This is a genomic window from Aquimarina hainanensis (assembly GCF_042684685.1).
In the GTDB taxonomy this organism is placed as follows: domain Bacteria; phylum Bacteroidota; class Bacteroidia; order Flavobacteriales; family Flavobacteriaceae; genus Aquimarina; species Aquimarina hainanensis.
Map to the genome: position 1 here is coordinate 167218 of NZ_JBHULX010000039.1, position 17938 is coordinate 185155.

The 17938-nt window shown below is 34.4% G+C and carries 14 protein-coding genes; 8 read left to right on the plus strand and 6 right to left on the minus strand.

From position 1 onward, the window contains the following. Positions 1-7: 7 nt before the first annotated feature. The gene (locus ACFSTE_RS16715; protein WP_176030514.1) at positions 8-532 is read right to left on the minus strand and encodes a TrmH family RNA methyltransferase; all 525 of its coding nucleotides are present in this window, start codon (positions 530-532) and stop codon (positions 8-10) included. 41 nt (positions 533-573) lie between these two features. Beyond that, entirely contained in the window at positions 574-1218 is a 645-nt protein-coding gene (locus tag ACFSTE_RS16720; protein ID WP_176030513.1) for a DUF4159 domain-containing protein, read from the minus strand. 66 nt (positions 1219-1284) lie between these two features. On the opposite strand from ACFSTE_RS16720, the gene ACFSTE_RS16725 reads away from it, so the two are divergent. Further along, positions 1285-2016, plus strand: coding sequence for a DUF1223 domain-containing protein (locus tag ACFSTE_RS16725; RefSeq protein ID WP_378254508.1), 732 nt, complete (start codon positions 1285-1287; stop codon positions 2014-2016). On the opposite strand, the gene ACFSTE_RS16730 is transcribed toward ACFSTE_RS16725, so the two are convergent. Genes ACFSTE_RS16730 through tsaD form a run of 3 tightly spaced genes read right to left on the minus strand, consistent with a single transcriptional unit; the run spans position 2008 to position 4089 of the window. Beyond that, entirely contained in the window at positions 2008-2715 is a 708-nt protein-coding gene (locus tag ACFSTE_RS16730) for a 16S rRNA (uracil(1498)-N(3))-methyltransferase (RefSeq protein ID WP_378254510.1), read from the minus strand. The genes ACFSTE_RS16725 and ACFSTE_RS16730 overlap by 9 nt on opposite strands. A gap of 20 nt (positions 2716-2735) precedes the next feature. Continuing rightward, positions 2736-3062, minus strand: a complete 327-nt coding sequence (locus ACFSTE_RS16735; protein ID WP_176030510.1) for a TfoX/Sxy family protein — start codon at positions 3060-3062, stop codon at positions 2736-2738. A gap of 4 nt (positions 3063-3066) precedes the next feature. Next, positions 3067-4089 (minus strand): tRNA (adenosine(37)-N6)-threonylcarbamoyltransferase complex transferase subunit TsaD, encoded by a 1023-nt coding sequence (tsaD, locus tag ACFSTE_RS16740; protein WP_176030509.1) that lies wholly within the window; start codon positions 4087-4089, stop codon positions 3067-3069. A 131-nt stretch (positions 4090-4220) separates the two neighbouring features. Between tsaD and ACFSTE_RS16745 the strand changes: the two genes are divergently transcribed. The 7 genes from ACFSTE_RS16745 to ACFSTE_RS16775 all read left to right on the plus strand — a co-directional run bounded on the left by ACFSTE_RS16745 (position 4221) and on the right by ACFSTE_RS16775 (position 17454). Next, on the plus strand, positions 4221-8609 hold the full coding sequence (locus tag ACFSTE_RS16745) for a translocation/assembly module TamB domain-containing protein (RefSeq protein WP_378254512.1): 4389 nt from the start codon (positions 4221-4223) through the stop codon (positions 8607-8609). Between the two features lie 56 nt (positions 8610-8665). Continuing rightward, on the plus strand, positions 8666-9652 hold the full coding sequence (pfkA, locus tag ACFSTE_RS16750; RefSeq protein WP_176030508.1) for a 6-phosphofructokinase: 987 nt from the start codon (positions 8666-8668) through the stop codon (positions 9650-9652). A gap of 165 nt (positions 9653-9817) precedes the next feature. Continuing rightward, on the plus strand, positions 9818-12040 hold the full coding sequence (locus tag ACFSTE_RS16755; protein ID WP_378254515.1) for a nitric-oxide reductase large subunit: 2223 nt from the start codon (positions 9818-9820) through the stop codon (positions 12038-12040). A gap of 60 nt (positions 12041-12100) precedes the next feature. Continuing rightward, entirely contained in the window at positions 12101-12565 is a 465-nt protein-coding gene (locus tag ACFSTE_RS16760) for a hypothetical protein (RefSeq protein WP_176030506.1), read from the plus strand. A gap of 247 nt (positions 12566-12812) precedes the next feature. Beyond that, complete coding sequence (locus ACFSTE_RS16765) at positions 12813-14915, plus strand: alkaline phosphatase D family protein (protein ID WP_378298298.1); 2103 nt, start codon at positions 12813-12815, stop codon at positions 14913-14915. Positions 14916-15347: 432 nt separating this feature from the next. After that, complete coding sequence (locus ACFSTE_RS16770; protein WP_176030504.1) at positions 15348-16796, plus strand: catalase; 1449 nt, start codon at positions 15348-15350, stop codon at positions 16794-16796. Positions 16797-16914: 118 nt separating this feature from the next. Further along, positions 16915-17454, plus strand: coding sequence for an ankyrin repeat domain-containing protein (locus ACFSTE_RS16775; protein WP_176030503.1), 540 nt, complete (start codon positions 16915-16917; stop codon positions 17452-17454). A gap of 89 nt (positions 17455-17543) precedes the next feature. Here ACFSTE_RS16775 and ACFSTE_RS16780 read toward each other — a convergent pair whose 3' ends face one another. Next, on the minus strand, positions 17544-17924 hold the full coding sequence (locus ACFSTE_RS16780) for a RidA family protein (RefSeq protein ID WP_176030502.1): 381 nt from the start codon (positions 17922-17924) through the stop codon (positions 17544-17546). Positions 17925-17938: the final 14 nt, after the last annotated feature.

Here is a 17938-nt window from a genome sequence, read left to right on the forward strand (position 1 = left end):
AAGCTGATTATTTTTCAGGCATCAGTTTTTTAGTAATTTCATGAAGGGCAATTGCTGTGGCAGTTGCTACATTCATACTACTGTTATTGCCATACATGTTGATATGAATACTGCTATCAGAGATATTGAGTACGCTTGGAGATACTCCCATGTTTTCCTCTCCGATCACTAACGCAATTTTTTGATTTTTTTGGATAGAGCAGGTTTGAACAGGGATGCTGTTTTCTGTAATTTCTAAGGATAAAATCGTATATGCCTGTTCTAATAAGGTATCAATAACTTCTGTGATAGTATCTGCTTGTTCATATGCTATATATTCATGGGTGGATCTGGCTGTTCGTTGCATCCGTTTACTGATAATAGTAATATCTTCTCCACAGAAATATATTTTTTCGATACCAAAACTATCTGCAATTCTGAATAAACTTCCAATATTAGCTGGAGAATTTACAGCATCACAAACAAGAACAATTGGAAACCTTTTTTTGATGAAGGTAGTTTCTGCACGATGGTGTTGTAGCTGAGAATTCATAGGGAGGTACTTTTGTTTAAATAATAAAAAAAGAGGAATGCTTAGTTTTCAAAAGCATATTTAATGATATTAGCACCCATTTGTAGGGCTTTTAACCGTACTTCCTCTGGGTCATTATGAATCTCCGGATTTTCCCAGCCATCTCCCAGATCACTCTCGTAAGTAAATAAGAGAATTAATCGATTTTCATGTATAATTCCGAATGCCTGCGGTCGTTTTCCATCGTGTTCATGAATTTTAGGGAGTCCTTTCGGGAAGGTATAAACGGTAGAGAATATAGGATGTGTATTAGGAATCTCTACCAATTCCTTATCTGGGAATACCTTGACTAATTCTTTTCGGATGTATGGATTCATCCCGTAGTTATCGTCAATATGTAAAAAACCACCACTGAGTAAATATTTTCTAAGGTTTTCAGCATCATTTTCTGAAAAGAAAACATTACCATGTCCTGTCATATGTAAATAGGGGTACTGAAAAATATCAACACTCTCCGGTTTTACAGTTTTAGGCTTAGAGGCAATGGTTGTTTGTATCTGTCTGTTACAAAAAGTAATTAGATTAGGTAAAGCAGTAGGATTGCTATACCAGTCTCCACCTCCTTTGTATTGTAATATGGCAATATCCTGACCAAAAGAAAGAAACGAACATAAAAAAACAATAAAAAGAGCTGTAAGTTTAGTCATTGTTGACGTCTAAATTTATAGAAATAAAAGTAGTAAAATTAAATAAATACTGCGAAAAAACGGAATATGTATATAAAGAAGTTGTTGATTTGTATAGGAAGTATTGTTTTGATGAGTTATCAAAGTGTTGCACAGGAAGAAAAACCATTTGTTTTGTTAGAGTTATTCACTTCTCAGGGGTGTAGTAGCTGTCCCCCTGCAGATGACCTGCTTAAACAAATAACCAAAGTCTACAAAAATGAAAATGTATACGCATTATCATATCATGTAGATTATTGGAATCGATTGGGGTGGAAAGACCCTTTTAGTAAAGAAGTGTATACTGATTATCAACGGGAATATGCATATGAATGGAATAGTCGATCCGTGTATACTCCGCAATTGGTTGTCAATGGAACAGCGCATTTTGTCGGGTCTGATAGTAAAAAGGCAGAACAGTCTATAGCACAATTTTTATCCAGAAAACCGGATACTGGGATAGACTTAAAAGTTACAAAGTTATCAGATGAGGAAATTAAAGTTACTTATTCTACAGTTAATACTACTGATAAAGATAAAATAGCTATCGTATTAGTGGTAGAAAATAGAACAACAACTGTAGTTCGCGGAGAAAACAGAAATAGAACATTGGAAAACAGCAATATTGTAGCTTATAAAAAAACAACTTCAGAGTTAGAAGGAGAATGTATAATAGTGATTCCAGATTGGGTGACAACAAAAGATAAACTGGCTATTGTCGGGTTTACTCAGAATCCGAAGCTGAAGATTACTGCTGCTGCCAGAGAACAATTACAATAGGTTCAGGAATGAAACTGTATGAGTAGCCACAATGGCAGCAGTTTCAGTTCGCAATCGTGTTTCACCAAGTGTAATAGGAGTAAAGTTATTTGTAAGCGCAAGGTCAATCTCTCTGGGAGAGAAATCTCCTTCCGGGCCAATAAGTATTAAAGTGTTTTTACCGGATTTTAAGGTATCTTTTAAAGATTGTTTATTCGTTTCCTCGCAATGAGCAATAAATAATTGATCTTCATCTTTAGAACGGGTTATAAAATCAGTAAGTGAAATTGCAGGATTTAATGTAGGAAGATGCATCTGTAGGGATTGTTTCATAGCACTCTGAATAATGCGTTCAAATCGTTCAGACTTGATCACTTTTCTTTCACTGTGATCACAAATAATAGGGGTGATTTCATCAATACCAATTTCAGTAGCTTTTTCTAAAAACCATTCATAGCGATCGTTCATTTTTGTAGGGGCTACAGCCAGGTGTAATCGATAGGGTTTTGAAGGATATTTTGTTTCTTCAGAAATCTGAACAACACATTTATTGGGAGTACAGAAAGTGATTTCTCCGGTAAATAAAGATCCTTTTCCATTAGTGATTTGTAATATATCTCCTTCTTTTTTTCGCAAGACTTTGGTAATATGTTTGCTTTCTTCTCTAGAAAAAGTGTATGTCGAAGAAGCTAAAATATCTGCACTAAAAAATAATTGCATAAAATAATAATAAAAAAGTGTTACAGTTTGCTTTTGGCATGTTCTAATCCCAATTCAATCCATTCCTGAAGTTGCATTTCTGTAATGAACCCTTCTTTAGCGACATAAACAAATTCTTTCATAGGTCGTTTAGTAAAGTCCATTGGTCTTACGAATGGAAGAGATAGTTGTTTTTCCATTTTATCAGCTAAAACCCTCACAGCGAGCTCTTCTTTAATAATTCCCAGAGTCATTTTTCCTTTGTATAAAAAAGCGAGTCCTCCAAACATTTTCTTCTCACTGAATTCTTCAGGGAATATAGATAAGGCAGTTCGAATGCGAGTTGCTAAATGTTCGTTGTAGCTCATAGAGTTATATTTTTATACGGGCTTGTGCAATAGCACTCATATCAGTAAAATCCTTCTTCAGGTATTTCAGGTACCCCACAATTGCGATCATAGCCGCATTGTCTGTAGTGTATTCAAATTTAGGGATATATGTTTTCCACCCGAATTTATGTTCTCCGCTTTTTAGCGCAGCTCGTATTCCGGAGTTAGCAGAAACACCTCCACCAATTGCTATTCTTTTAATTCCGGTTTCTTTAGAAGCTTTTTTTAATTTATCAATTAGGATATTAATAATAGTATATTGGATAGAAGCACAAATGTCTTCCAGGTTTTTCTCAATAAAATCAGGGTCATTTTTTGTTTCCTTTTGAATGAAATAGAGGATGGCTGTTTTTAGCCCGCTAAAACTGAAGTTGAGACCATCTACTCTGGGTTTGGTAAAAGAAAATGCCTTAGGGTTTCCTTGCTGTGCGTGTTTATCAATCAAAGGTCCTCCCGGATAAGGAAGTCCGAGAATTTTAGCACTCTTGTCAAAAGCTTCTCCTACGGCATCGTCAATAGTTTCCCCGATAACCTCCATATCAAAATGGCTGTTCACTTGTACGATTTGTGTATGCCCTCCACTAATGGTCATGGCGATAAATGGGAATTCAGGAATGTCATATCCCTCTTCTTTTATGAAATGAGCTAAAATATGTGCCTGCATATGATTAACATCAATTAATGGGACATCTAAAGCTAATGCCAAAGATTTAGCAAAAGAAGTTCCGACAAGTAAAGACCCCATTAACCCGGGACCTCTGGTAAATGCAATTGCATCGATTTGCTCTTTGTTAATATTTGCTTGCTTGATCGCCTGATCAATTACGGGAACGATATTTTGCTGATGTGCTCTTGAGGCCAGTTCTGGAACAACCCCACCATATTGTTCGTGTATTTTTTGAGATGCAACAACATTAGATAATATCTCGTCATTATGAAGTACAGCAGCTGATGTATCATCACAAGAAGATTCTATTCCTAGAATATAAATATTTTGTCTGTCCATTATGAGGAAAAGGGCATAGAAATTGTTAATATTGTCAGCAAAGTTAAAAAATAATACGGATCAGAAAATCAGGGAAAATATTGATCAGGGTCTTTTTAGGCCTATTACTGTTTTTTATAGCAATAATTATATTGTTTTCTATTCCCCGTGTCCAAACTTTTATAGCAAAAAAAGCGACAAATTACCTTAAGGATACGTATGATGTAGAGCTGGAAATTGGGCGAATCGGTATTGGGTATTTAGGGAGTGTTGATCTAAAGGAAGTTCTGGCATTGGATCATCATGGCGATACATTGCTTTATGCCGGAAGCATACAAACCTCTATTCTCAATCTAAGGGAGATCAGTAAAGGACAACCCGAATTAGGAGAAGTCGCTATAAAAGATTTATTTTTTAACATGAAAATTTACAAAGGGGAGGATAGCGATAATCTCATGACCTATATACGTAAATTTAATACCGGGAAAAAGAAAACATCCAATGCTAAATTTATATTGACCTCTGGTCGTGTCACTATCCAGAATGGACGATATTATTATACGGATGAAGATTTACGATCCCCAGAGGTAATACGATATGATGATATTATATTAGATTCGGAAGGGATTCGGATAGATGACGGAGATTTTTATATCACTACCAATGTATTGTCTTTTAAGGATAGGAGGGGACTTGTTGTATCTAACTTGCAAACGTCATTTTCTATCAAACCAGATCAGATGCATTTTGAAAACCTGATACTGGAAACCCCTGACTCAAAAGTAAAAGCCGAAATTGATTTTTCTTACCAACCAGAAGACTTGATTGATTTCGAAAACAAGGTACAAATTAAGGCAGATTTTAAAGAAGGAACAGTGTCGACTAATGATTTGATTCCTTTTTATGGAGAGTTTGGCAAGAATCAGATGCTGAATATCAAAAAGACAAGATTAACAGGAACTCTAAATGATTTTAGATTACATAAGGCATTTATAAAAGGATTGGACCGATCAGTCATTAAAGGAGATATCCATATAGAAAACGCACTATCTGATGATGTTAGTAAATTTAAATTAGAAGGAGAATTTACAGAACTCACCACGAATTATTATGATTTAATAAACCTATTGCCGGAACTACTGGGAACTTCACTTCCCAAAGAGCTATACAAGTTTGGGAATGTACGGGCAGAAGGGAATGCTATTGTTACCAGAAATGTAGTCGATGTAGATATGGATCTGTTTTCTCATTTGGGGAAAGTCAATGCTTTTGTATTATTAGGAAAACTAAATGATGTAAAGAATGCTACATATAATGGAAATATAATCTCTTCTAATTTTAATATAGGAAAACTAATCGGTAGAGAAACAGTAGGGAAAGCTGCTTTTAATATCCATGTCGATGGAAGTGGATTCGAAATGGCAACAGTAAATACCAAAGTAGAAGGAGATATAAATTCTTTAGTAATAAACGGATATGGATATTCCAATATCAAAATATTAGGAAGCCTGAGAGATCCGGTTTTTGATGGTAAATTAACGTCTAATGATCCGAATGCAAATTTTAGATTTAATGGGATTATAGATTTTTCTGAAACGATTAACACCTATGATTTTGTAGCCAATGTAGACCATCTTGATTTGCATAAACTTGGTTTTATCAAAAAAGATTCAACTTCTATTCTCAAAGGGGACGTGATCATGGATGTCAAAGGGACAGGGATTGATGATGCTTTTGGAACGATCTCCTTTGCACAGACCTCATATGAAAATAAAAATGGGGCGTATTATTTTGAAGATTTTGATATCACTTCTAAATTTGATGAAGAAGGAGTGAGAACAATTTCTATGAATAGTCCGGATATTATTGAAGGAAATGTAAAAGGCGTTTTTAGAATAGAAAATGTGTATGATTTATTCCGTAACTCTATCGGAAGTTTATATACGAATTTTGAAGCAAATGAGATAACAGACAATGAATTCATGGAATTCAATTTTAATATCTATAATAAAATCATAGATGTTTTTATTCCCGAAATAGAATTTGCCCCCAATACATTTATAAAAGGAAAAGTAGAAAGTGACGATGCTGAATTTAAACTCACTTTTAAGTCTCCCTCGATACAACTATATGATAATACGATGCATATGGTCGATATTCAGGTAGATAATAAAAACCCGATATTTAATACGTTTGTATCTATCGATAGTGTTGACTCAAAGCATTATAAAGCCTCTGAATTTAATTTGGTGAATGTAACTCTGAATGATACACTCTTTATTCGTTCTGAATTTAAAGGAGGAAAAGGAAATGAAGATAGCTTTAATCTCGAATTGTATCATACGATTAATGAAGATAATAAATCTGTTGTAGGATTTAGAAAATCAGATCTAACATTTAAAGGTTATACCTGGTATGTCAATGAGCGAAAAAGCAAGCGGGGTAATAATGTAATCTTTGATAATAAATTTACAAAGGTGGATATTAACTCTATTGTCTTAACTCATAAAGATGAGCAGATACGTGTCAATGGAGTTATTGATGGAAAAGACGATAAAAATGTAGAAGCGTCTTTTATCAAAGTTGATCTCAATAAAATTATACCTGATATAGAAAATCTATTACTTAATGGAGAAGTCAATGGGAATGTGACGATTTTTCAGGAAGGCGGAAAGTATTTTCCTTCTTCTACCATTAAGATTGATAGCCTGGAAGTAAATAAACATTCTCTAGGAGAGCTGAGAATGAATATTGCGGGAAATGAATCACTAACCCAGTATAGAATCAATAGTAGATTACTCGATAAAAGTCATAAAAAGACATTCTCAGCCTTAGGGATGGTAGATGTACAGGAATCAGGTTCTGATATGAAGATAAATGTTGATCTTAATGAGTTTGATATCTCGTGTTTTAGCCAATTAGGAGGGATTGTTTTTGAAGATTTAAGAGGATTGGTTTCAGGAAAAGCAACCATTAATGGAAGTTATAAAGATCCTGCGATTGATGGCATGGTTACACTTAAAAAGGCAGGATTAAAAATTCCGTATCTCAATGTGGATTTTGATTTTGAAGAAAATGCAAGAATGCTCCTTCAAAAGCAACGTTTTGTTTTTGATGAGATTAATATCATGGATACCAAGTATAAAACCAGAGGTATTTTAGGAGGCTATATTGAACATAAACAATTTTCTGATTGGTATTTAGGGTTAAATATTTTAGCAGATAGGATGGTTGCGCTGGATACAGAAGAGGAAGAAGAATCCTTGTACTTTGGAACAGCTTTTATTAGTGGAGATGCTTCTATAAAAGGACCAATTAATGGATTAGTTATCGATGTTAATGCCCGGTCAGAAAAAGGAACTATCTTCAAAATTCCATTAAAAGACTCAGAGTCATTAGGAGATAACTCCTATATCCACTTTCTCAGTCACGAAGAGAAAAAAGCACGATTAGAAGGCAAAGATATCATTGTTGAAGACCTGAATGGATTAGCGATTAATTTTGATCTTGATGTAAATGATAACGCCGAGGTAGAAATCGTAATTGATAAAAAGAATGGAAGTTCTCTAAAGGGGAGAGGTGCAGGAAACTTATTGATTGAATTAAATACAAATGGGAAATTCAATATGTGGGGAGATTTCCACGTATATGAAGGAACTTATAACTTTAGATATGGCGCTTTAATAGAAAAAGTATTTACAGTTAGTAAAGAGAGTGATAATAACAGTATCAACTGGGATGGGAGTCCTACACGTGCGATTCTGGATCTGAATGCTATTTATAAAACAGAAGCCAATCCCGTAGCATTGCTGGAAAATTCAACGATTAACAGAAAAGTACCTGTTGAGGTAGTTGTTTATCTAAAAGGAGAATTGATACAACCAGAATTGAATTTTGATATCCGTTTTCCGAATTTGAGTTCTGTTATAAAAAGTGAATTAGAATATAAATTAGAAGATAAATCTACAAGAGATTTTCAGGCACTGTCACTTCTTACACAGGGGCAGTTTTATAACGAGTTAAACCTGGGACAAAACTTAATTACAGGAAACCTGGTAGAACGCGCATCCAGTTTAGTAAACGATATTTTTGCAGGCGAGGATGATAAGTTCAAAGTGGGACTAAATTATGTGCAGGGAAATAGGGGGATCGATAGTGAAACTTCTGATAAGTTTGGAGTTACCTTATCTACTAAAATAAGTGATCGAATCTTGATTAATGGTCGTGTTGGGGTTTTAGTAGGAGGAGTAGACGAATCTGTAGTGGTTGGTAATGTAGAAGCCGAGTATTTGTTTAATGAAGAAGGAACTCTGAGAGGAAAGATATTTAATCGGGAGAACGAAGTACAATATGTAGGAACTCCACAAGGGCATAAACAAGGGATAGGACTTTCTTATTCTGTAGACTTTGATAATTTCAATGAATTGTGGAGAAAAATTTTTAAAAATAAAAAACAACGGGATTCTATTCCTAAAATTAAAGACTCTACAAAGATAAAAGCCCCAGATTTTATTAATTTTACTAAAAAAGACGAAAAGTAGAACGAGATAGTAACTGTTTTTTTAGAAGACAGATGCATATTGACGAAATATAATATATGGCTAAAAGTATTAAGACAATTGGAGTAATGACATCGGGAGGAGATTCTCCCGGAATGAATGCGGCGATACGTGCAGTAGTGAGAGCATGTGCCTATTATGGGATTAGGTGTGTAGGGTTTTATAGAGGATATCAGGGAATGATCGAAGGAGACTACACAGAAATGACTGCCAGAAGTGTTCAGAATATTATTAGCAAAGGAGGAACCATATTAAAATCAGCACGTTCGGAAGAATTCAGAACCAAAAAAGGGAGAGAAAAAGCAGCAGCACAATTAAAAGAAATTGAAGTAGATGCAATGGTGTTGATTGGAGGAGATGGGACCTTTACTGGAGGGCGAATTTTTAGTAAGGAATATGAAATACCTGTAATAGGTGTACCAGGTACAATTGATAATGATATTGCCGGAACCAATTTTACGATAGGATATGATACAGCCTTAAATACGGTGGTTGATGCAATTGATAAGATCCGAGATACTGCGAGCTCTCATAATCGATTATTTTTTGTAGAAGTAATGGGGAGAGATGCCGGCTTTATAGCATTAAATAGTGGAGTAGGAGCAGGCGCAGAAGAAATTTTGATACCAGAAGAAGACTTGGGACTCGAACGCTTGTTAGAATCTTTAAAAAGAAGTAAGCGCTCAGGGAAATCTTCAAGTATTGTAGTAGTAAGTGAAGGAGATAAAACCGGGAAAAATGTGTATGAACTGGCAGATTATGTGACAGAACATCTTCCAGATTACGATGTAAGGGTAACTGTATTAGGGCATATGCAGCGAGGAGGAAAACCATCTTGTTTTGACAGAACCTTAGCAAGTAGATTGTGTGTCAAAGCAGTAGAATTACTCTTGGATGGTAAAGAAAACCTGATGGTTGGGTTGGTCAATAATCAGGTAACTACAAGTGAATTTGATAAAGATTTCAAAGAAGGTCATGGGATTAATAAAGAATTATTGAGGATATCAGATATTCTATCCGTATAGGAACCCCTTCATAAGAATTTTTTTTAAAAAAAGTGGTAAAGGAGCAATCTTTTATCACTTTTTTTGATTCCTGTAAGTGTCCGTACCTTCCATATGATTTAGATCATAAATACATGGTGTTTTCAGCATATAATTTTGTGATATAACATAAAAACAAAAATGATTATGAAGAAAATATGGATAGGATTTATAGCCGTTGTAGCACTATCTTTTATGATATTGATATGGGTGGGCGTTAAGATTTATCAGGAACAACCACCAATACCAGAACAAGTCATAGTAGAACAAACAGAAGAGGTGCTTTTTACGAAAGCACATATTATGAGAGGACAAAACGTATGGGAGTCCATTGGGGGAATGGAAGTAGGTTCCATATGGGGGCATGGGAGTTATGTAGCTCCGGATTGGAATGCAGATTGGATTCATAGAGAAGCTGAATTTTTATTAGAGCGATGGGCAAGACCGTTAGGAAAACCATATAAAGAATTATCTGAGGAAAAAAAAGGAATGCTCAAAGGGAGGTTAGTGTCTCAGATAAAAACCAATACCTATGATACCATAAGTAAGACGATCTCTATATCCCAGGATAGAAAAGAAGCTATTGTAGCTAATATGCAGCATTATTCGTCTATTTTTTCAAAAGGGCATGAGGAATATGCAATCCCCAAAGAAATGCTTACGGATGCCTCTAAATTACATGATTTGAACGCTTTCTTTTTCTGGACCTCTTGGGCGGCATCTACAAATCGAATGGAGGATGTTATCACGTATACTTCTAACTGGCCATATGAACCACTCATCAATAATACAGTATCCGATGATTCATTAATATGGTCCGGTTTTTCAGTTATATTACTCTTATTGTGTATTTCTCTTATGGTGTGGTATCATATAAAAAGTCAACATGCCAATGAAGAACAAGTAGAAGTTCCGTCAATTAATCCTTTAAGCTCCATTGTTTTAGTCAGGTCCCAAAAAGCAGTATTGAAATATTTCTTTATTGTTACACTTTTAATTGTTTTACAAGTAGTATTAGGAATCGTAACCGTGCATTATGCTGTAGAAGGACAAGCATTTTTTGGTTTCGAATTATCTAAATTTTTGCCCTATACAATCAGTAGAACCTGGCATACACAATTAGCTATTTTCTGGATTGCTACCGCCTGGTTAGCAACAGGGTTGTTTATCGCTCCTATTATAAGTGGAAAAGAGATGAAATTTCAGGTTTTTGGAATTAATTTTCTGTTTATAGCATTACTTATCATCGTAGTAGGATCCATGATAGGAGAGTGGCTTGGAGTAAAACAATATTTAGACTTGACACTTAATTTCTTCTTTGGTCATCAGGGATATGAGTACATGGATCTGGGACGATTTTGGCAAATATTTTTGGCAATAGGTTTGATCTTGTGGATGTTTTTAGTCGGGAGACATATTGTGGTTGGAATTAAACGTAGAGATGACTCCAGAAACTTATTGATTCTTTTTCTTATTTCAGTAATTGCGATTGGTTCCTTTTTCTTCTCAGGTTTGATGTATGGAGAAAACTCTTCTTTATCAGTGATTAATTATTGGAGATGGTGGTTAGTACATCTCTGGGTAGAAGGTTTTTTCGAAGTATTTGCCACAGCTGTGATTGCATTATTATTCACTAAAATGAAATTGTTACATGAAAAAACAGCGGGACGGGTAACAGTCTTATCAGCCATTATATTTTTGGCAGGAGGGATTATAGGAACCCTACATCACATTTATTTTTCAGGAACACCAGTACATGCAATCGCTTTTGGAGCAACTTTTAGTGCCTTAGAAGTAGTACCTCTGACACTTGTAGGGTATGAAATTTGGGAAAACTGGAGCTTGTTAAAATTAAAAGATTGGGTAAGACAGTATAAATGGCCTATTTATTTCTTTCTATCGGTATCATTCTGGAATATGCTGGGAGCGGGGATTTTCGGTTTCTTGATTAATCCCCCGGTAGCGTTATATTACATTCAGGGATTGAATACAACGGCAGTTCATGCACATACAGCTTTATTTGGGGTGTATGGAATGTTGGGAATGGGATTGGTCTTATTCTGTGTGCGAATCGTCTCAAAGACCGTATGGGATGATAGATTATTGAAAATAGGATTCTGGTCATTAAACATAGGATTATTGGCAATGATGGTTTTTAGTGTACTACCACAAGGGATTATACAAGCCATTGCTTCTATGAAACACGGATATTGGTATGCCAGAAGCTCAGAATTATTATACTCACCATCAGTTCAGATAATTAAATGGTTGCGAATGATAGGAGATATTATTTTCTCTGTCGGAATAGGGTGTTTTTGTTGGTTTGTAGCAAAAGAAACACTATTTAGTATGTTAGGAAGAAAATCATAAATATAATGAAAAGAGCATCGCTGTATTTTTAGACAGTGGTGCTCTCTAAATAAGTTAACAATGAAAAGAATTATTCCCTATTTAGTAATTATCACTTTTATTTGGTTAGGATTTGTACTGGCCATTAGTTTTATGGAAGCTCCACTGAAGTTTAAAGCTCCTTCTGTTACTATGGCAATAGGAGTAGATATTGGTCGCTTGGTATTCGGAGCATTAAATAAGGTAGAAATCGTATTTAGTTTGGCATATCTTTTTGGAATTAGGTACTATTATATCATAGAGAAAAGAATAGGATATATTATGCTTGTAATACTTGTAATTGTACTAATTCAAACAGTTTACTTACTCCCGGTTTTAGACAAGTATGCCTTGTTAGTTATATCAGGAAAAGAATCTCCTTCTTCAATACCTCATATTGTATATGTGGTTTTCGAAATAGGGAAGATAGTATTACTAGCACTGATAGGATATAAACAATTACTAGTATTTAGAAATGTTGGAAAGAAGAGGATCTATCAGCATTAAGATATAAAATAATATCTATATAAAAATGAAAAAGCAGTTATGATTTTACTAGCTAAATGAAAAGAAAAATCTGGAATATTAAGCTTGTATTAAGAACAGAAGTAGTCGTTTTTTAATTGATGAATTCCTATAGTTTCGCGGAATTATTAATTAAAAATTTAATAAAATGAAACAAAACTTCACACTAATTGTTTTTTTATTGTTAAATATGTGTTTTGGGTATTCCCAGGATATGAACACATTTCTGATGAAAATCGAACGAGATAATTCAGACCAGTTAGAAACTTATTTTGATACTCGTTTAGCTCCTTTTTATCATGGGGTAGCTTCTGGAGACCCACTAGAAAATGCAGTAATAATTTGGACTAGAATTACTACGAATAAAGAAGCGGTTTCGGTAGGTTGGAAAGTAGCTACAGATCCTGAAATGAAGCAAATCGTTAAGAAAGGAGAAATTGTCACAAATCAGGAAAAAGATTATACGGTTAAGATAGATGTAACAGGTTTATCTTCATATACAACTTATTATTATCAGTTCGAAGCGATGGGAGTGTCGTCAATTATAGGAAAAACAAGAACCACTCCAGCAGCAAATGAATTAGTCGATAACGTAAGATTTGCAGTGGTATCTTGTTCTAATTATCAGAATGGGTACTTTAATGCATATGATAAGATTGCCGATAGAAGTGATATTGATGCAGTGATACATTTAGGTGACTATATTTATGAATATGAATCAGGAGGGTATGGATACAACAGCAATTTAGGTAGAGGACATCTGCCTAAACACGAAATTATAAGCTTGCAAGATTACAGAGTGAGATATTCGTATTACCGATTAGATCCAATGCTCAGAAATATTCATCAGCAACACCCATTTATCAATATTTGGGATGATCATGAGTTTGCCAACGATGCAAATAAATATGGAGCACAGAACCATAGCCCGCTGACAGAAGGAGACTGGGAAATAAGAAAAAATAATGCATATAAAGCATACTTTGAATGGATGCCAATACGTGCGAATTCAATAGATCAGTACAGATTATATAGAAAAATTTCATATGGTAAGTTGATGGATCTCATCATGCTGGATACAAGAATTGAAGGAAGAGATACACAGATTAGTAGTTCCAAAAATTTAATCAGTGCAGCAAGCTCAAATAAAGAGTTTAAATCATATGCCAAGAATGTCATAGCTGCCAAGGATATTACGAATGAATCAGATGTTAGAGAGATTTTGTCTAATGTACTTCCTTTACTATTAGAAATCTCAGATGTGCCATCTAAAAAAAACGGTCTGTCAGAAGAGGAATTCGAGAGAGTAGTAACACTGTTTACAAAAACAATTCTCCAGCGTAAAAAATTAGACAGATCCGATAGAGAAGTAATAGAATTAGATGGTTTGCTTAAAAAAGGTATTAAATATGATACATCATATAATACCGATAAAAACACTAGAAATTATAAGTCAATCTTAGGGAAAGAGCAATTTGATTGGTTAGTAGAAGAATTAACCGCATCTAAGGCAAAATGGAGAATAATAGGAAACCAAGTAATGGTGATGCCATGGAAAGGAGTTCCTTCTAATGATGCATGGGATGGCTATAAAGAAGAAAGGAACCGGTTGCTAAAAAAACTTAAGGAACATCAGGTGGATAATACAGTAGTCCTGACAGGTGATATTCACAGTACGTTTGTTGGAGAAATAGCTTATGAAGGAGAATGTCAATTATGTGAATTTGTCGTTCCTAGTGTAACTTCTCAAAATCTGGATTTTCTGGGAAATATTATTAGTGCAGCTGCAGAATATTATACCAAATTAATAAACAAACATATCAAAGATGTAGATATGGACAATCATGGATATTTTATTTTGGACGTAAAGGAAGATAAGGTACAGGCAGATTGGTATGATATTGAGGAATTGAAAAAGCCGGTATCAAAAGAAAAAAGATCCAGAAGTTGGTATGTAATAGATGGAGTGTGCAAATTACAGGAAGCAAGGACTTCAGCAGTTGCTATAAATGGGGTAAAGAGGTATCCGGATATTTTGGAAAATAAAATAGAAAAAAATCATAAGCAAGAAGAAGATTTTACGGTCATTGGCGTATATCCTAACCCGATGTATCGCGAAGGAAATATCCATTATATCGTACATAAAGAAGGGCAGGTGAAAATTTCTTTGTATGACACTTCAGGAAGGTTACTGCAACTATTATCCGATAGAAGAACAGTGGCAGGAATTTATAATTTATCTGTTGATATCAATGCAATTCAATCAGGACAATATATTCTCAAATTCGAATCGGGAAAAAATACTGCTCAAAGAAAAATCATTATAAAATAAATTTGCAGTATATGAATTACTTCAGAAAAGGAGATTAAATATCATATATGGAAGAGAATTTTAATTTTGAGACTCATTCCGGTGTATGTAGCTCTCAATTATCTAAAAAAAATATAATTAAAAAGGTTTTTTATTTATAAAGATAAAAAACCTTTTTAGCTCTGTTATGTAAGTTATTGATATGTAGTAATATAAAATACATAGAAAAAGTATGTTAAAACCTCAATAATAGATTTTTCTTATCATGGTATTTGTAATTAATAGTATTAAGCAATTGTCGGGCGAAGTGATTATGTAATTTTGTAATGTAAAATGATCATTTACATTATTTATTAACCCTTATTAATAATATTACTTATGTTTTCACACTCTAAGATTTATGTACTAATATTTCTTGGTTATTTAGGATTTTTTCAGGGCGTTTCTCAAACAATGACAACAAATGGGGGAGTTCCGGTAGGAGATAATCAAAATTCACAGACTTTAGGACATAACGGTCCTGTATTACTTCAGGATATTCACCTGATAGAAAAATTAGCAGCTTTTGACAGGGAACGCATCCCGGAAAGAGTTGTACATGCAAGAGGAACCGGAGCTTTTGGGTATTTTGAAGCGACAGCCGATATGTCTGCATATACCAAGGCAGCTCCATTTCAAAAAGTAGGAAAAAAAACAGATTTGGCAGTTCGTTTCTCTACGGTAGCTCATGGAAAAGGATCTTCTGAGACAGCGAGAGACCCTAGAGGTTTTGCTGTGAAATTTTATACAGAAGAAGGGAACTATGATATTGTAGGAAATAATCTTCCGATCTTTTTTATCAGAGATGCAATTAAATTTCCAGATTTTATTCATACAGTAAAGCCTTCTCCGGTAACAAATAAACAAGATCCGAATCGCTTTTTTGATTTCTGGAGTTTATCTCCCGAGGCAACTCATATGGTAACTCGTCTATATACGGATTTAGGAATTCCTAAAGGCTATCAGTATATGGATGGAAGTAGTGTTCATGGATTTAAATGGGTAAATAAAAAAGGAGAAGTTGTTTATGTCAAATATACCTGGAAAACAAAACAAGGCATTAAAACAATGACTCCCGAAGAAGCTTCTATGGTACAAGCTAAAAATGTAGGACATGCTACAGAAGATCTTCGTAATGCTATAGAAAGTAAGAACTATCCGAAATGGGATTTATATGTACAATTTATAAAACCAGAAGATTTGGATAAGTATGATTTTTGGCCTTTGGATGCGACAAAACACTGGTTTGAAGATGAATTTCCTTTGGTAAAAATAGGAACGATGACACTCAACAGAAATCCGAGAAACTTTTTTGAAGAAGTGGAGTCAATAGCAATGGCGCCGGGTAACCTGATTCCAGGTGTAGAAGCTTCAGAAGATAAAATGTTACAAGGTAGATTATTCTCATATTTTGATACACAGCGACATAGACTGGGGGGGAATTTCCAGCAATTACCAGTGAATCAACCTAAAAACAAACCAGTAAACTACAATTCTGATAGTTGGGGAAGTCAGGGTAATGACAGGTACGCTAGTGCAGAAATTAATTATGAACCGAGTAATCACGTAGATGTAAAAGAAGATAATGAGTTTAGAATGGCTCCTTTTACAGCCTCTAAAGAAATGAAAATTGTACAGGCACCGATTAATAAAACGAATAATTATGGACAGGCAGGGCAATTTTATAATTCACTCACCGAAACAGAAAAAAAACATTTGATTGCTAACCTGGTAGGAGATCTTAGTCAGGTGAAAAATCAACGAATTCAAAAAAGAATGATTACACATTTTTATAGAGCAGACAGAGACTATGGAATGCGTGTAGCAAAAGCATTGGGTTATTCAGCAAAAGATTTTATGTGATAGTAAAATCTCTTCCCCCAATTTGAGTATTGTTTTAAATTGAAAATAGGAAATTATGAATTAAACATTCATAATTCCTATTTTCATATATGTGTAATCATCTTATAAATAAATCAGTATGAGATTATTTAGAGTAGCAATAATTGTATTGATCTGTGGTCTGGGATACGGGCAACAAAATTTTGAACTTTTAGAAAATGTTGTCAGAACAGGAAAACTAGAGGTTTTAAAACAGGCAATTGATAAAAATCCTGATTTATTGACCTACGAAAATCATCACGGATACACTTTATTGATTTTAGCAGCTTATAACGATCAACCGGAGATTGCCACCTATCTACTGAGCAAAGGAGTAAATGTAGATGAGGCAGATACATCTGGAAATACAGCATTAATGGGAGCCGCTTTTTTGGGAAATACAGCAATGGTTGCACTATTACTAAATGCAAAAGCGAATGTAAACTTGCAAAATTATAATGGAGCAACTGCTTTGCATTTTGCTTCTACTTTTGGGAAAGTAGATGTCGTCAATACATTGCTGGCAGTAAAAGCAAATCCGTTTTTAAAAAATAACCTGGGTGATACGCCTTCAATGTCTGCTATAAAACAAGGAAATAAAGAAATGGCGGATTATATAGAGAATTATAAAGTAGAGTAGTTTAGTTTGTGTAATTTTTTTTACATGGATTACTAAAAAAAGCCCTGAATTCTTAAATTCAGGGCTTTTACTATTTATTTTTATGACTCTTATTTAATGGCAATAGTCGATATTTCTACGTTTACTGATTTTGGTAATGTTTTTACGGCAACAGTTTCTCTGGCAGGTGCAGTATCCTCATTTAAATAACTACCATACACTTCATTAACTTGTGCGAAATTATCCATGTCACTTAAAAATATAGTTGTTTTAACAACGTTTTCAAAAGTCATACCAGCGGCAGCCAATACTTCTTTTAGATTCTCCATAACTTGTTTCGTTTCCGTTTTAATATCATCTAAAACCAATTCACCAGTTTCAGGATGCAAAGCGATTTGCCCTGAAGTATATAAAGTATTACCATGCAAGATAGCCTGATTGTATGGTCCGATTGGAGCAGGAGCTTTTTTTGTCGTTATGATTTGTTTCATTTGAAGAAGTTTTT

What these genes read in the sequence shown, in the direction of transcription:
- ACFSTE_RS16715 (WP_176030514.1), bottom strand. Translation starts at nt 532, where the DNA reads ATGAATTCTCAGCTACAACACCATCGTGCAGAAACTACCTTCATCAAA.
- ACFSTE_RS16720 (WP_176030513.1), bottom strand. Translation starts at nt 1,218, where the DNA reads ATGACTAAACTTACAGCTCTTTTTATTGTTTTTTTATGTTCGTTTCTT.
- ACFSTE_RS16725 (WP_378254508.1), top strand. Translation starts at nt 1,285, where the DNA reads ATGTATATAAAGAAGTTGTTGATTTGTATAGGAAGTATTGTTTTGATG.
- ACFSTE_RS16730 (WP_378254510.1), bottom strand. Translation starts at nt 2,715, where the DNA reads ATGCAATTATTTTTTAGTGCAGATATTTTAGCTTCTTCGACATACACT.
- ACFSTE_RS16735 (WP_176030510.1), bottom strand. Translation starts at nt 3,062, where the DNA reads ATGAGCTACAACGAACATTTAGCAACTCGCATTCGAACTGCCTTATCT.
- tsaD (WP_176030509.1), bottom strand. Translation starts at nt 4,089, where the DNA reads ATGGACAGACAAAATATTTATATTCTAGGAATAGAATCTTCTTGTGAT.
- pfkA (WP_176030508.1), top strand. Translation starts at nt 8,666, where the DNA reads ATGGCTAAAAGTATTAAGACAATTGGAGTAATGACATCGGGAGGAGAT.
- ACFSTE_RS16755 (WP_378254515.1), top strand. Translation starts at nt 9,818, where the DNA reads ATGAAGAAAATATGGATAGGATTTATAGCCGTTGTAGCACTATCTTTT.
- ACFSTE_RS16760 (WP_176030506.1), top strand. Translation starts at nt 12,101, where the DNA reads ATGAAAAGAATTATTCCCTATTTAGTAATTATCACTTTTATTTGGTTA.
- ACFSTE_RS16765 (WP_378298298.1), top strand. Translation starts at nt 12,813, where the DNA reads ATGAAAATCGAACGAGATAATTCAGACCAGTTAGAAACTTATTTTGAT.
- ACFSTE_RS16770 (WP_176030504.1), top strand. Translation starts at nt 15,348, where the DNA reads ATGACAACAAATGGGGGAGTTCCGGTAGGAGATAATCAAAATTCACAG.
- ACFSTE_RS16775 (WP_176030503.1), top strand. Translation starts at nt 16,915, where the DNA reads ATGAGATTATTTAGAGTAGCAATAATTGTATTGATCTGTGGTCTGGGA.
- ACFSTE_RS16780 (WP_176030502.1), bottom strand. Translation starts at nt 17,924, where the DNA reads ATGAAACAAATCATAACGACAAAAAAAGCTCCTGCTCCAATCGGACCA.